Annotated in this window: 15 protein-coding genes and 1 other annotated feature; all 15 genes read right to left on the reverse strand. The window is 42.2% G+C overall.

Annotated features, from left to right (window positions below):
- Positions 1 to 209: 209 nt before the first annotated feature.
- A complete protein-coding gene (gene tig, locus MKX49_RS17145) occupies positions 210 to 1,502 on the reverse strand; it encodes a trigger factor (protein WP_034308928.1) in 1,293 nt (430 codons plus the stop codon).
- 184 nt (positions 1,503 to 1,686) lie between these two features.
- Complete coding sequence (locus MKX49_RS17150; protein ID WP_048688882.1) at positions 1,687 to 2,721, reverse strand: tetratricopeptide repeat protein; 1,035 nt, start codon at positions 2,719 to 2,721, stop codon at positions 1,687 to 1,689.
- A 157-nt stretch (positions 2,722 to 2,878) separates the two neighbouring features.
- Positions 2,879 to 3,478: a 3-isopropylmalate dehydratase small subunit gene (gene leuD / locus MKX49_RS17155; RefSeq protein ID WP_034308930.1), complete on the reverse strand. Its 600-nt coding sequence runs from the start codon at positions 3,476 to 3,478 to the stop codon at positions 2,879 to 2,881.
- A 28-nt stretch (positions 3,479 to 3,506) separates the two neighbouring features.
- Positions 3,507 to 4,916, reverse strand: a complete 1,410-nt coding sequence (gene leuC / locus MKX49_RS17160; RefSeq protein WP_048688879.1) for a 3-isopropylmalate dehydratase large subunit — start codon at positions 4,914 to 4,916, stop codon at positions 3,507 to 3,509.
- Between the two features lie 71 nt (positions 4,917 to 4,987).
- Entirely contained in the window at positions 4,988 to 6,100 is a 1,113-nt protein-coding gene (leuB, locus tag MKX49_RS17165) for a 3-isopropylmalate dehydrogenase (protein ID WP_048688876.1), read from the reverse strand.
- Between the two features lie 15 nt (positions 6,101 to 6,115).
- Positions 6,116 to 7,651 (reverse strand): 2-isopropylmalate synthase, encoded by a 1,536-nt coding sequence (locus tag MKX49_RS17170; RefSeq protein ID WP_048688874.1) that lies wholly within the window; start codon positions 7,649 to 7,651, stop codon positions 6,116 to 6,118.
- Positions 7,638 to 8,666, reverse strand: coding sequence for a ketol-acid reductoisomerase (ilvC, locus tag MKX49_RS17175; RefSeq protein WP_048688871.1), 1,029 nt, complete (start codon positions 8,664 to 8,666; stop codon positions 7,638 to 7,640). Before ilvC ends, MKX49_RS17170 begins: the two co-directional genes overlap by 14 nt.
- 117 nt (positions 8,667 to 8,783) lie before the next feature.
- On the reverse strand, positions 8,784 to 9,296 hold the full coding sequence (gene ilvN, locus MKX49_RS17180; protein ID WP_340877139.1) for an acetolactate synthase small subunit: 513 nt from the start codon (positions 9,294 to 9,296) through the stop codon (positions 8,784 to 8,786).
- Between the two features lie 3 nt (positions 9,297 to 9,299).
- A complete protein-coding gene (gene ilvB, locus MKX49_RS17185) occupies positions 9,300 to 11,015 on the reverse strand; it encodes an acetolactate synthase large subunit (RefSeq protein WP_323596486.1) in 1,716 nt (571 codons plus the stop codon).
- Between the two features lie 117 nt (positions 11,016 to 11,132).
- Positions 11,133 to 11,391, reverse strand: a binding site (T-box leader).
- Positions 11,392 to 11,659: 268 nt separating this feature from the next.
- Entirely contained in the window at positions 11,660 to 12,184 is a 525-nt protein-coding gene (locus MKX49_RS17190) for a M15 family metallopeptidase (RefSeq protein WP_340877142.1), read from the reverse strand.
- Positions 12,185 to 12,331: 147 nt separating this feature from the next.
- Complete coding sequence (locus tag MKX49_RS17195) at positions 12,332 to 12,607, reverse strand: GNAT family N-acetyltransferase (protein ID WP_063594337.1); 276 nt, start codon at positions 12,605 to 12,607, stop codon at positions 12,332 to 12,334.
- Positions 12,608 to 13,325: 718 nt separating this feature from the next.
- Entirely contained in the window at positions 13,326 to 13,679 is a 354-nt protein-coding gene (locus MKX49_RS17200; protein WP_063594338.1) for a YidH family protein, read from the reverse strand.
- A gap of 43 nt (positions 13,680 to 13,722) precedes the next feature.
- Positions 13,723 to 13,896: a hypothetical protein gene (locus tag MKX49_RS17205; RefSeq protein WP_176702870.1), complete on the reverse strand. Its 174-nt coding sequence runs from the start codon at positions 13,894 to 13,896 to the stop codon at positions 13,723 to 13,725.
- Positions 13,897 to 14,076: 180 nt separating this feature from the next.
- Positions 14,077 to 14,355: a 2TM domain-containing protein gene (locus MKX49_RS17210; protein ID WP_340877143.1), complete on the reverse strand. Its 279-nt coding sequence runs from the start codon at positions 14,353 to 14,355 to the stop codon at positions 14,077 to 14,079.
- Positions 14,356 to 14,496: 141 nt separating this feature from the next.
- Positions 14,497 to 14,859 (reverse strand): GIY-YIG nuclease family protein, encoded by a 363-nt coding sequence (locus MKX49_RS17215; protein WP_318292926.1) that lies wholly within the window; start codon positions 14,857 to 14,859, stop codon positions 14,497 to 14,499.
- Positions 14,860 to 14,865 lie beyond the last annotated feature (6 nt).

Below are 14,865 nucleotides of genomic sequence, written 5' to 3' on the forward strand. Positions count from 1 at the left end.
CCAAAACTTCGGATTTTTAAAAGCAGGATTTGCTGTATAAATATGTATATGCGGTATTAGAACTAATCTACACCGAAATCCAAAAAAAATCAATCAGGAAATAACCGATATTTAAAATTTACACTAATTCTCAATATGTATAAAACAAGGCACGATTACTCGCGCCTTGTTTTTTAAAGGAAATATTTAAATCTACTTATTTATAAAAATTATTTTGCGTCAACTGTTTTGCTGTTTTCTACCAAGAAGTCAATTGCTTTCTTAATTTTAAGATCGCCTTTGATTCCTTCTAAGTTTCCAAGAGCTTGTTTGATCGCGTCAACTTCCATATTGTACATAGTAGCCATTTGTGCAAGTTCAGCTTCTACATCTTCGTCAGTCGCTTCAAGTTTTTCAACTTCTGCGATTGCTTCAAGAGTCAGGCTCGTACGAACTTGTCCTTCAGCTTCTTCTTTCATTTGCGCTTTTAAAGCTTCTTCGTCTTGACCTGAGAATTGGTAGTAAAGTTCCAAATTAAGACCTTGAGATTGGATGCGTTGAGAGAACTCATTCATCATGCGGTCAACTTCGTTTGAAATCATTGCTTCAGGAACGTCGATTTCTGCACCTTCAACAGCTTTACCAATTACAGTGTTTTGAATGAAGTTTTCTTCTTCATGTTTTTTGTCATGCTCTAATTTATGCTTTGTTTTTTCTTTAAGTTCAGCCAAAGTTTCCACTTCGTCGTCGACATCTTTCGCGAACTCATCATCCAACTCAGGAAGTTGTTTTGTTTTGATTTCGTGAATTTTCACTTTGAATACTGCTGGTTTACCTGCAAGTTCAGCAGCATGGTATTCTTCAGGGAATGTAACTTCGATATCTTTTTCAGCGCCAGTTTCAAGACCGACAAGTTGCTCTTCGAATCCTGGAATGAAAGAGTTTGAACCGATTTCCAATGAATGGTTTTCTGAAGCTCCGCCTTCGAATGCTTCACCATCAACGAATCCTTCAAAGTCAAGAACAACCGTATCGCCTTCAGCAACTTGTCCTTCTTCTTTAACGACAAGTTCAGCTTGACGCTCTTGTAAAGTTTTCAATTCGTTTTCAACATCTTCGTCAGTTACTTCAGTATTGAATTTTTCAACTTCAACACCTTTGTAATCTCCTAATTTAACTTCAGGCTTAACTGTTACAGTTGCAGTGAAGATCAGGTTTTCGCCTTTTTCCATTTTCTCGATGTCGATTTCTGGACGATCTACAGGCTGAATTCCAGCTTCTTCGACAGCATTTGCATAAGCATCTGGAAGAATGATATCAAGCGCATCTTGGTAAAGTGATTCTACGCCGAATTTTTTTTCGAACATTTGACGTGGCATTTTCCCTTTACGGAAGCCAGGTACATTTACTTGTTTCACTACTTTTTTGAAAGCTGCGTCTAAACCTTCGTTTACTTTTGCAGCGTCAACTTCAATTGTTAGTACGCCTTGATTACCTTCTTGTTTTTCCCATTTTACAGACATGTGTTTCCCTCCAAAAATCTATATACTTCAATAATAAGCATTGGATGATTATGCTTTGCAAGTGTTAACAAGTCATCCTTCAAATATACCCCCAAAATAATGGGGAAATCGTCAAAATTAGACGAATTATACATTACAACCACTACATTATACCACAGGATCAATCTGTTACAACAGCAATAGCTTAAATAATAGGATAAGAAATTTCTTCAATTTCTTTTATATAGGAAAGAATATCCGCAACGCTTTCCTCATCTGCCTGGTAAAGGTCCGCTAAGTCCCTCACGGAAACTTCCCCGGTCATGTACTCTTCCGCCAAGGCATGGTAGGCAGCTGCCCATGCAGGCAAGCTTTCAGGTCCTGGTTCAAAAGGAAACAATAAAAAAGAATGACGTTCAATCAAACTATGGACCATTTCATATAAGCTCGGATTATCCTGACTGATTTCCTCTTCGGCCAGTCCGGTTACCTTCTTATAGAAGTCCGTCTCCTTCAAACTTTTCAATTCCCTTGGGATGACCGACTTCGATTGATTGAATTTCCTCACCGTCATTTCCTCGTTATATTCCTGGTCGATAAGGATGTTAAGGAGCATCGTTTTGAAGAAAGGATGCCCCTCATCATTTTGTAGAAATTCTTCGATTTGAGGGATAAATGGTCGAATATTGATATTCGTTAGTTTTGAAATGACCATAAGCATTTCATTATCCGTTTTCCCTTCAAAAAGTTCATCCTCCTGCATTTCCTCTGAAAGCTGTTGATTTTGCCTTTCTTTCTCTTCTTTTTTATCCTCAAGGGCCCTTTTACTGAACTGAAGCATCTTTTCGAAATGTTCCTCTTTATCAAAGGGAATTTGGTTTTCTTCAAATAGCAGTTCAATCGTCGTGACCATTTCCTGGTGCTCGCCTAATTGCAGCAGTACCATCAAATAAATATTGATCAGTTGAAAATAGTCGCCGATGCCTTTATTCAGCATCTCTATACACAACTCTTTTGACTCCTGGTAATACTCAAGTTCAACTAGTGAGACCACAAGTCCCATGCAAACTTCATCATTTTCGGGCTCATACTCCCTGGCTTGGCTAAAAAGCTGTGCAGCCGCTTTAAAGTTCCTGTTACCAAGCTCATCCAGTCCTTTTACTATCAGCCTCTCACCGAGATTTGGAAAGGCGATAATCTTTGTTTCTCCGGCCTTCTTTTGGTTGTTCTCATCATCCATCCTATTTTCCGCCTCACCGTTCGCTTTTTGAGAAACAGTTTAGCATGTAATAGCTGGAAACACAAAAATTTATATGGGCGGATACCTTCTTTCCCCGATAAAAAAAATCCCGCATCCTTTCAATTAAGAAAGGAGAACGGGAAATGACTTTTTTCTTTTAAATACTCGATACTGCCTTTTTTTGAGATTCATAGGCAGAAATCTCTTTATCATATTGAAGCGTTATCGAAATTTCATCCCAGCCTTTGACGAGCATTTCCTTCCAATATGGATGAATTTCAAAGCTCGTTTCAAACCCTTGCCCATCTTTCAATGTCTGATTGGGAAGATCGATCGTCAACTCATAATCAGGTGCCGATACTCTCTCCATTAAATAGTTTACTTCAGTCTGGGTCAAAGCGATGGGGACCATGCCATTTTTCATGCAATTACTTTTAAAGATATCAGCATAAGACGGAGCGATGATGATATCGAACCCGTAGTCTTTCAAAGACCAAGGGGCATGCTCACGGGACGATCCGCAGCCAAAATTTTCACCTGCTATTAATATGGACGTGTTTTGATTATGGGGCTGATTCAACTCAAAATCAGGACGTTTCTTCCCAGTTTCATCAAAACGCCAGTTATAGAATAAAAATTCGCCAAATCCGCTTCGCTCAATCCTTTTTAAAAATTGCTTTGGAATAATTTGGTCCGTATCCACGTTTTTACGGTCAAGTGCCGCCGCTCTTCCTTTATATATAGTAATGGGTTCCATTTTCTGCACCTCCGGTTAATTCGTATTCTTATTGGACTTGTTCAGTTCTATTCAAATTCCTAATATCGACAAATTTCCCATGAATGGCGGCCGCGGCAGCCATAGCCGGACTAACCAGGTGTGTTCTTGCTCCAGCTCCTTGCCTGCCTTCGAAGTTCCGATTGCTTGTGGAGGCACAATGCTCGCCGGCCGGAACCACGTCAGGGTTCATGCTCAGGCACATGCTGCAGCCCGATTCGCGCCATTCAAAGCCTGCAGATTTGAAAATCTCATCCAACCCTTCATCTTCCGCTTGCCTTTTGACGCTTTGTGAACCAGGAACGACCATTGCCCGGACCCCTTTATGAACAGTTTGGCCATCGATCATTTCTGCGGCTTGCCGTAAGTCCTCAATGCGTGAATTGGTACACGACCCTATGAATACATGTTGTACGGGAATTTCCGTGATCGGCATCCCTTCCTCAAGGCCCATATACTCAATGGCTCGATTCAGTTCCTTAGGATCCATGATATCTTCTGCGAAGGTAGGTACTTTTCCGTCCACGCCACTAGCCATTCCAGGATTTGTCCCCCAGCTGACCATTGGTGAAATCAGGCTGCCATCAAGAATGATTTCTTGGTCATAAACAGCATCCTCATCACTGGAAAGTGACTTCCAGTCCTGAACACATTGCTCGAACTCTTCGCCTTTCGGCAAATATTTACGACCTTTCAAATAAGAGAACGTTGTTTCATCAGGAGCTACCAGCCCTGCTCTTGCCCCGCCTTCAATCGACATATTGCAAACCGTCATTCTTTCTTCCATTGACATATCCCGGAAAACTTCCCCGCAATACTCAATGATATGCCCCGTACCGAAATCGACGCCGAATTTAGAAATCACATATAAAATGACATCTTTCGCCATCACGCCATGACCAAGCTTGCCATTAACCTCAAGCTTCAATGTTTTGGGTTTTGTTTGCCATAGGGTTTGTGTGGCCAAAACATGCTCGACCTCACTCGTACCGATTCCAAACGCAATCGAGCCAAACGCCCCATGTGTGGAAGTATGACTGTCTCCGCAGACAATCGTCATCCCTGGCTGTGTAAGCCCTAATTCCGGCCCGATAACGTGAACGATACCTTGATCCGGACTGTCTAAATCAGCAAGGCGGATACCGAACTCCTTACAGTTTTGCTCAAGCGCCTCTAGTTGTTTCCTTGCAATATCATCCTCGATGAAATAGCGATTAACGGTTGGCACATTATGATCCATTGTCGCGAAAGTACGATCGGGTCTCCTGACTTTGCGTCCTTTTAATCTCAATCCTTCAAATGCTTGCGGAGAGGTCACTTCATGAATATATTGAAGGTCTATATAAATTAAATCCGGTTTATTCTCCTCTTCATTTACAATATGGCGATCCCATATTTTCTCTATTATCGACTTACCCATCACTAACCCACCTCGATCAATCTTGTATTTTTTTTAAAAAACACGGCCTAATGTTAGGCCGTGAAAGAAGTTTATGCGTAAGCTCCCATGATGTTGGAAATGGCTTCCTGGTCTAAAAGATTTGCTTTTATTTCTGCAATCATCTCTGAGGTAGACGTAATAGTCGGTTGGCCATTTGCGATATCGCCTGTTCTCAAGCCATATTCAAGGACCGTTTCCACCGCCTGCTCAACTGCTTTCGCCTCATCTTCCAAACCAAAGGATAGACGCAGCATGGAAGCCGCCGATAAAATCGTCCCAATCGGATTAGCCAGGTTTTTGCCTGCGATATCCGGGGCAGAGCCATGAATCGGTTCATATAGATTAGGCCCATTTGTTGATATGGAGGCGGAAGGAAGCATTCCAAGCGAGCCAGTCAATACCGACGCTTCATCGCTTAAAATATCACCGAACATATTCTCCGTCACGATAATATCAAATTGTTTCGGGTTTTTGATCAATTGCATGGCTGCATTATCAACAAGCATATGCTCAAGGGTTACATCCGGATAGTCCTTGGAAATTTCTTCAGCCGTCTCACGCCACATCCTGCTGGATTCAAGAACATTCGCTTTATCCACGGATGTTACTTTTTTCTTGCGCTCCGATGCTAATGAAAAAGCAAGTTCAATGATGCGCTTCATTTCGCTTTTCTGATAGAAAAGTGTATCGACGACCGCCTCTTTCCCTTCTTTTTCAACGCGCTCACTTGGCTTTCCGAAATAAAGGCCGCCAGTTAGTTCCCTGACAATTACGAAATCCACATCTTCGATGAATTCCTTTTTAAGAGGAGAAGATTCCGACAAGCTGGAATAATAGCTGATTGGACGGATGTTAGCATAAAGATTCAAATCTTTTCGGATTTTCAACAAACCTCGTTCCGGTCTTAGGTGCGCAGGCTGGTCATCCCACTTAGGTCCTCCAACGGCCCCTAATAATACCGCATCGCTGTTTTTACAAATCTCCACTGTTTCATCCGGCAGGGGTGAACCTGTGCTATCGATGGCCCCTCCGCCAATCTCACCATATTGAAATTCAAAATCGTGTCCATATCTTTGGGCAACGGCTTCGAGGATTTCTACAGCGCCTCTTGTTACTTCTTTCCCGATGCCATCTCCTTGAAGCACCGCAATATTCCTTTTCATCGAAATCTCCCCTTCCTATTGTAATACTGCTTTTTCTTCCAGTTCCTTCATGATGATCACACGGTTAACAGCGTTCAAATACGCTTTGGCGGATGCTTCCAAGACGTCCTGATCAAGACCCCTGCCGCTTGTTTCCACACCGTTATAATCAATTTTCACAAAAACCTGTGCGAGGGCATCCATTCCGCCACCCACCGATTGAATTCGATAGTCCAGCAAGTTGATCTCTTTGCCCAAACATCTTTCAAGCGTGTTATATAGGGCTTCTACACTTCCTGCACCTGTAGCCGCTTCCTGAATCTCTTCATTATCGCCTTTTTTCAGTGTGACCGTCGCAGTCGCCGTTTGATGGGTGCCATGTGAAATCTGTAAGGAAATCATGTCATAGAAACTGATATCCGTCGCTTTCTCTTCAAGCACCAGCGCAACGATATCTTCATCCGTCATGGTCTTTTTATTATCGGCCAATTCCTTGAACTGGACGAATAATGAGTTCATTTCCTCATCCGTTACCGTAAAATTCAACTCTTGTAATCTTTCTTTGAAAGCATGGCGTCCTGAATGCTTTCCTAAAACGAGTGAATTGGACGAAACCCCGACTAGTTCAGGTGATATGATTTCGTAAGTCGTTTTTTCTTTTAATACGCCATCCTGGTGAATGCCGGATTCATGTGCGTATGCATTGGCACCAATAATTGCTTTATTAGCAGGAACCTGCATACCTGTAAGTCGGCTGACCAAATCACTGGTCCTTTTAATTTCATTCAATACAAGACCCGTTTCCGCTTGATAGAAATCTTTACGGATGTAGAGTGCCATGGCCACTTCTTCAAGTGCCACGTTTCCGGCACGTTCACCAATTCCGTTGATTGTGCCTTCGACTTGCGTAGCCCCGCCTTCGATGGCCGCCAATGAATTGGCCGTCGCCATTCCAAGATCGTCATGACAGTGTGCAGATAAACTAACTTTATCAATAGAAGGAACATGTTCACGAAGGTATCTGAAAATGTTGCCATATTCGATTGGAGCTGCATATCCTACTGTATCAGGGATGTTAATGACCTTGGCACCAGCCTGAATGACCGCTTCAACGATTTCAGCCAAATAGTCAAGTTCCGTACGGCTTGCATCTTCTGCAGACCATTGTACGATCGGAAAACGCGCTGCTCCGTACTTAACCATTTCAACCGACCTTTCAATCACTTGCTGCTTAGACATTTTCAACTTATATTCACGATGAATGGGCGAAGTGGCGATGAACGTATGCAATCTTGGTTCTGCGCCGCCCCTTAATGAATCCCAAGCTGCATCGATATCTCCTTTTACAGCACGCGCCAGCCCTGTGACAGAGCTGTTTTTGATTTTGCGCGCGATTTCCTGTACGGAGTTGAAATCCCCTTTGGATGCTGCCGGAAAACCGGCTTCGATTATATCAACACCCAATCTTTCAAGCTGATAAGCAATTTCAAGTTTTTCGGTAAAATTCAAATTTACACCGGCGGATTGCTCCCCATCACGAAGTGTGGTTTCAAATATATTAATTTTTCGCAACGGCTACCACTTCTTTCTCTTTTTGTTGTGGTTTTACGAATGGCATCATTTTTCTTAATTCACGGCCGACCACTTCGATTTGATGTTGGTTTTCACGATTATTGATCGCATTGAAGACTGGACGATTCGCTTGGTTTTCCAAGATCCATCCTTTAGCGAACTCACCGTCTTGGATGTCTTTCAAGATCGCTTTCATTGCCTCTTTCGTAGTTTCCGTCACAACGCGTGGTCCAGAAACGAAATCTCCCCATTGAGCTGTGTCAGAGATGGAATAGCGCATGTTTTCCATACCGCCTTCATACATAAGGTCGATAATTAACTTAAGTTCATGCAAACACTCGAAATATGCTACTTCCGGTTGATATCCAGCTTCTGTCAAGGTTTCGAATCCAGCTTTCACAAGGGCAGTCAATCCGCCGCAAAGTACAGCTTGCTCTCCAAATAGATCTGTTTCCGTTTCTTCTTGGAAAGTAGTTTCCAAACCGCCAGCTCTTAAAGAACCGATTCCCCGAGCGTATGCAAGTGCCAATTCTCTTGCTTCACCCGTAACATTTTGATAGATGGCGAACAATGCCGGCACTCCTGCACCTTGTTCATATGTACGGCGAACAAGATGTCCCGGACCTTTTGGAGCGACTAATAAAACATCTACGTCTGCCGGAGGAACGATTTGATTGAAATGGACGTTGAATCCGTGTGCGAACATTAACGCTTGACCTGCACGCAATACCGGTTTGATTTCTTCTTGGTATACTTTCGGCTGAGTTTCATCCGGTAATAGGTTCATGATCACGTCTGCCTGTTCAGCTGCTTCCTTCACTGTGTAAACATTAAAGCCGTCTTCCACCGCTTTATCGAAGGATTTACCTTTTCTGATTCCGATGATTACATCTACACCGCTGTCACGTAGGTTTTGAGCGTGTGCGTGTCCTTGTGAACCATATCCGATGACCGCTACCTTTTTATTGTTGAAGAAATTCTCGTTTGCTTCTGCGTTATAATATACTTTTGCCATAATAATTACATCTCCCTTTTCATCATTGTTTTTGTTTGTTTTTGGTTTTTGGTTTTTTGTTTTTTGTTTTTTGTTTTTTGTTTTTTGTTTTTTGTTTTTTGTTTTTTGTTTTTTGTTTTATACGATTGTCGCACTCTTAGCGTGTGCAATTTGCATTCCACGCGGGATTGCGGCAGTCCCTGTCCTTGCCAATTCCTTGATGCCATATGGCTTGATCAGTTCAATGAAGGCTTCGATTTTATCCGATTCCCCTGTGATTTGGACTGTCACGCTATCTTTACTGACATCAATAACTGAAGCTCGGAAGGGTTCGATGACTGAATAAATCTCGGCTCGGGTTTGTGTAGTCACCAATATTTTAATGAGTGCAAGTTCCCTCGCCACATTCGATTGATTCGTAATATCATATACTTTCAAAACATCGATCTGCTTATTCAGCTGCTTGGTGATCTGTTCAATGACAGTTTCGTCATCGACATCGACCACAAAGGTCATCCTTGAAATGCCATCCTGTTCGGAAGGTCCGACAGTCATGCCTTCAATGTTATAATTTCTTTTCGTGAACAGGTTCGTAATCCGATTAAGGACGCCTGGCCGGTTGTTCACGGTGAGGCTAAGAATTCCCTTCATTGATTAAACTCCTTCCATTTCATCTAGCCCTTTTCCTTGTGCTACCATCGGAAAGACATTTTCGTTTTGTTTTACCCGGAAATCAATCAACACGGGACCATCAGTCTTTAACGCTACATCCAGGCAGTTGCTTGCTTCTTCCTCCGTCGTCACCTTGTATCCCGGAATTCCATAAGCATCGGCCAATTTCACGAAATCCGGATGCGATTGAAAAATACTGTGTGAGAAACGGTTATCATGAAAGAGTTCCTGCCACTGTCTTACCATCCCTAGTGCACCGTTATTGACGATGATGATTTTGATTGGCAGATTCATTTCGGCAATGACCGAGAGTTCCTGCAGGCACATCTGGAATCCACCATCCCCCGATATGGAAAGCACCGTCGCTTTCGGATTCGCCAGCTGCGCTCCGAGAGCCGAAGGTAAGCCAAAGCCCATCGTCCCCAATCCACCGGAAGTGACCCATGAATTCGGTTTGTTAAATGGATAGTATTGCGCTGCCCACATTTGATGCTGTCCAACATCCGTCGTAACAATGGCATCGCCATTCGTTTTTTCATGAAGCATCTGGATGACCCGCTGAGGTTTCAATACGCCTTCTTCATGGGTATAACGCAATGGGAACTCTTCATTCCATGCAGTAAGCTGTGTTGTCCATTCATCAATTTCCGGTTTCTTGCCATTTTGCGCAATCAATTCCGAGAGTGCTTCTTTGGCACTTCCGACGACTGGAATTTTTGTCGGCACATTTTTACCGATTTCCGCTGGATCAATATCGATATGGGCAACCGTTGCGTGCTGTGCGAATTTCGCTAGATTCCCAGTCAATCGATCATCGAACCTTGCACCGATATTGATTAACAGATCACATTTCGCTAACGCCATGTTCGCTGCATAGCAGCCATGCATACCACCCATTCCGATAAAGAGTGGATGTTCCGCCGGAAAGCCACCAAGACCCAATAAAGTGTGAACGACGGGAATGCCTTGCTGCTCGACATATTCCTTTAATAGATGGGAGGCCTTTGCATGCAGGACACCTGCCCCTGCAAGAATGACCGGTCTTTTCGCCCCGCTTACGGCTTCAACAAGCTTTCTGATCTGTAAGTAATTCGGCTTGGTCGTTGGCTGATAGCCAGGGAGATTCATTTCTGGCTCTTCATCCGTCGATACACCTTCCAAAATGGCCATATCCTTAGGTATATCGATCAATACTGGACCGGGCCGGCCGCTGGAAGCGATGTAAAACGCTTCTTTTATAATGCGCGGAAGGTCTTCCGGCTTCCTTACCTGATAGTTATGTTTTGTGATCGGGGTAGTAATCCCCAGTACATCAGCTTCCTGGAAAGCATCCGAGCCAATTACACTGGTAGCTACCTGACCCGAAATTACAACTAGCGGTAAAGAGTCGATCATTGCATCGGCCAAACCAGTGACGATGTTCGTTGCCCCTGGACCGGATGTGACGATGACCACCCCCGGCTTGCCGGTAATCCTGGCGTATCCTTCCGCTGCATGAATCGCACCTTGTTCGTGCCTTGTCAAAATATGAAAAAGTTCTGAACTGTAAAGCTTGTCATAAATCGGCAATACAGAACCTCCTGGATAACCAAAGATGACTTCAACATTTTCCTTTTTCAATGCTTCCAGCAGAAATTCGGCACCACTATAATGTGTCTTTCCACTTTTCCGATCAGCAACAACTGACTTTTGTGTCATTTCGTAAAAAACCTCCTTCGCTTTCCTAATCGAATGTTTTCTCGAGATTCAGAATTTTCAGCTTTTTGAGCATACAAAAAAGCCTTTTCACCCCAAATGTACTTGCACTCGGCAAGTTAAAGGGGTGAAAAGGCTTGATGAGCCACTCCACGGTACCACCCTTTTTCGCATGAAACTCCATGCGCACTTTGAATAGACTACACTATTCTCTGTTTTGGTAACGGGTACTGGTACGCACCCGTTCAGCTCTACTAGTCTGACGTTCAAGCTGAAACTCCAAGGTGAGTTCATCTTTCGGGACAATACCGGCTCTCAGCTACCCGGCTCTCTGTGACTGCCTTTTTAAAAGACTACTTATCCTCTTCAATGCTTTTCGCATTATTCATATTTTTCGAAACGCTTATGTTTGATGTCTTGTATTTGTGATTATCTTACGTGTATTTCAGGTAGTAGTCAACAGGTTTTTTTAAATTTTTTGATAATTCTAAATTGAAAGATTTGTTGTATCCGCTTACATACCTATCATGGCCACATTTTATAAAAAAAGTTTTTTCAATTTTTAATTTTTAAAAACATAGGATATCCCCATTAAATGATTATTGTCACGCATCATCCACATGATGTCAGTCACTAGTATCGGATTCCTAAAAAAAAGAATCATCCATTTTCCCTTTCAGCTTCATTTCACTGATTGCTGACGCCACTCTTGATACAAGATTCGGCCGCCATCCCTTTTGAAGATCTCTCGTTGATAAACCACCTGACATTCCAAGGTGCGGAAAATCACGGAACAATTCAAAATCCCCTCCCCAAACAAATCCCAGGGATTTTGCTATGGCTGCCACCCTTGTCCACTTTTCGCCCTCTGTCCACAATGTCCGCTTGCCGTCATCACCAACGATGACAAAATCGACGGCAAGGCCATAGTTATGCAAGGATTGCCCCCCTCTGGCATAAGTCACGATTGGCTTGGATTTATTCGTTCTGCCCCGTTCATACAGTTCATTTTGTTCTCGGAAACTTCGATAACCAGCCGTTATTTGAACAAAAATCCCCGCTTCATAAGCTAATTTCACCACTTCGAGTATCGTCTCGTTCACGACCGGGTTCATACCGCTTCCCATATTTTCCTTTGCGCGATTCAATAGGGTTTGTAATTTGATGGCCATCCTAGCACCTCCCCTATATTAAATGCGAACATAACTGGAGGAGGAAAGGCTTTACCATTATTTTATTGGGGGTGTAAAGATTATCTGAAAAATGAAAAAGGGCTGAACATAGGTGATATTAATCATCCCCTAAGTCAGCCCTCTGGTTCATTTAGCCAATACATCCTCGTATTCTGCATTTTTTTCAAATTGTTTTTGAACGAATGAACATACCGGAACAATTTTCAGGTTTTCCTCCCTTGCGAATCCTATGACCTTTTCAACAAGGGCGTTTCCTACCTTTTGCCCGCGAAGCTTGTCAGAAACAACGGTATGATCGACCGTGATCTCATCATCACCTGATTTAAAGAATGTAATTTCCGCTAGTTTCTCACCAGATTCTTCGACAAAAAAAGAACTTTCACCTTTTTTGATATCCACCATCACGATGACCTCCTTTTAGTTCCTCTTTATCATATCTCACAAAAAGGAAATTAAACAAATATTTAAAACGTGATGAAATTGAATAAAGCAAGTACGTTCAAGGGTTATAAAGTTAGCATTGCCCATGTGAAGTTTATTTACAAACCGATGATGGTTTATTTTTTTTAAGGAAGCCAAAAGACAAAATTCGATCGATCTTTTCCTTACTTCTTATATACCCTTCCGGTTTCAAATTTCACCATGTTTAACTTGGACAACATTGTATTTAATAATATAAAAAGGTTTTAATTGTTTCAGTTTGTCGACAGAAGGGGTTCGGAAAATGTATCTTTCATCAAATGAGCTCACGAAACCAACGGACCTAAAGTAGCAATACCTTCAACTCCTGTAGTATGATTTATATCTGATTTTCACAACGAAGTTGATTGTAGAGGAAGGTGCGAGACTCCGCAGGCGCACCCAGGCCGCCCTCGGAAAGCGAGTGCCTGGATCGGAAATCCACGCCCAAATTTTAACTGTCGTAAAATTACAGGCAAACTCGTTTTTTTCGAATTTTTCTAAGTCTGAATGATTCTTTCATAACCTGAAATACAGTGTTTTTCAAGCTTTCGTTTTTTGATGGCATTAAATCAATGGAAGAAATCTTTCCGTAATGATGTAAGAATAAGTATATAATAGCAGAAACTGAAAAAACCGTCCTACTCAGGTTAGGACAGTTTTAAATGAAAACAAAATATAAAATGATCATCGATAATAATATGACCATAAAAACAGCGATTAGAATTACGTGCGCACTTGAAGGCTGGAAAGTCCCTTCATTGATTTGCCGTTTCTTCTGAAGATAACCGATTGTCGCCAGAACGGTAATCACAAGTCCCAATGCACACGCAAACATCCCCAGCACGATGCTGATCAAGTCAATCCGGGCATCCCGATGCACACCAATCGTAAAATGCAGGCTTGTCGCAAGAAAACCAACTCCCACTATTGCAATCACCGTTCTTATCCACGCCAAGAAGGTGCGTTCATTAGCCAGATGCTGCTGGGCATATTTCAATTGGTTTTTCTCCATGTCATCACCTTAATCGAGCGTTTTTATCAAACGTAAAAATCAGTCATCTTTTCAGGAGCGAAAAGGCCCTGAACATTGACCCGACAAACATTAGCCCTGCACCGCCGAGCAATAAATATATACATAGAGTTTTATCAATAACATTCAAAGGATAAAGCAAGGCCCCCAGCGCCAGGATTGCCCCTATCCCCGTTATGGTCCATCCTAATTTTTTCATTCGCAACTCCTAAGATTAATTATTATTTAGTGAAGGTCCTCCAAGGGTTTCCCCCTTTTTCATATAGGTCCCTCATTACTAGCTTAAACCATTTAAAACCTTACAACAAGTGAGATCCACCGATTATTTTTCCACAAAAAAAGAGCCACAAATGACTCCCTGTTTTGAACACGCCCAAATTCAGCCGTTCTTTTTATCCTTTTCCATATATTCTTTTATTTTTCTTTCTTCCCACTCAGACCCGAAGTTTCCTTGTGCAAGAATGGTAATACCGTGTATCAGAACACCAATCCCCCACCCTCCAAGGGGAAAAAGGAACCACCAATAACCGGGATCCGTCAATAGGTTAATTGCAATCAACATGACATTCACGAATACATACACCATTAAATGAATGTAGAACGCCTTAAGGTTTTCAACCCTTTTTTTCGCCCGTAGATATCCATCTCCATTTTCCATCCCAGCACCTCCTAATCATAAATACTAATATATATATTACCATCAGTTTCCATAATACCTTATTTTTCATAAAGAAATAAGAATGGAATGCATCAAAGGTAAATCGGGAGCTGGGAATCAAGGAGAATCTCTAAAGGCCACTTACAAGTCAGCGGGCTTCATTCTATTGTATCCCCGTTCTTCGTAAGGCTGTATTTTTTCCATCCACTTTTCTTCAAGTTTTTTCAATTCCCTTTTAGCATCAAAAAATCCTGTTTCTTTTGGCTTCAATACCTCCAGTACCTCAAAAGAAAAAGCATCTTTCCCATATTGGTTCCACTCACTTTGCAGCTCTTTATTGGTGTTTGTTCCGACTTCCAATTCAAATTGTTTGCCCTTCAACGTCTTTAAATTCCTGGTGCTTCCGATAAAGACCTTATTATTTACCGTATTTCTGATTTGGTATACCCCTGCTTCAACCTTCGTTTCTTTATACAATTGCTTCAATTCTTTTTTACGATCCATCTTTCT

The organism is Peribacillus sp. FSL M8-0224 (genome assembly GCF_038003055.1).
GTDB classification, from domain to species: domain Bacteria; phylum Bacillota; class Bacilli; order Bacillales; family DSM-1321; genus Peribacillus; species Peribacillus frigoritolerans.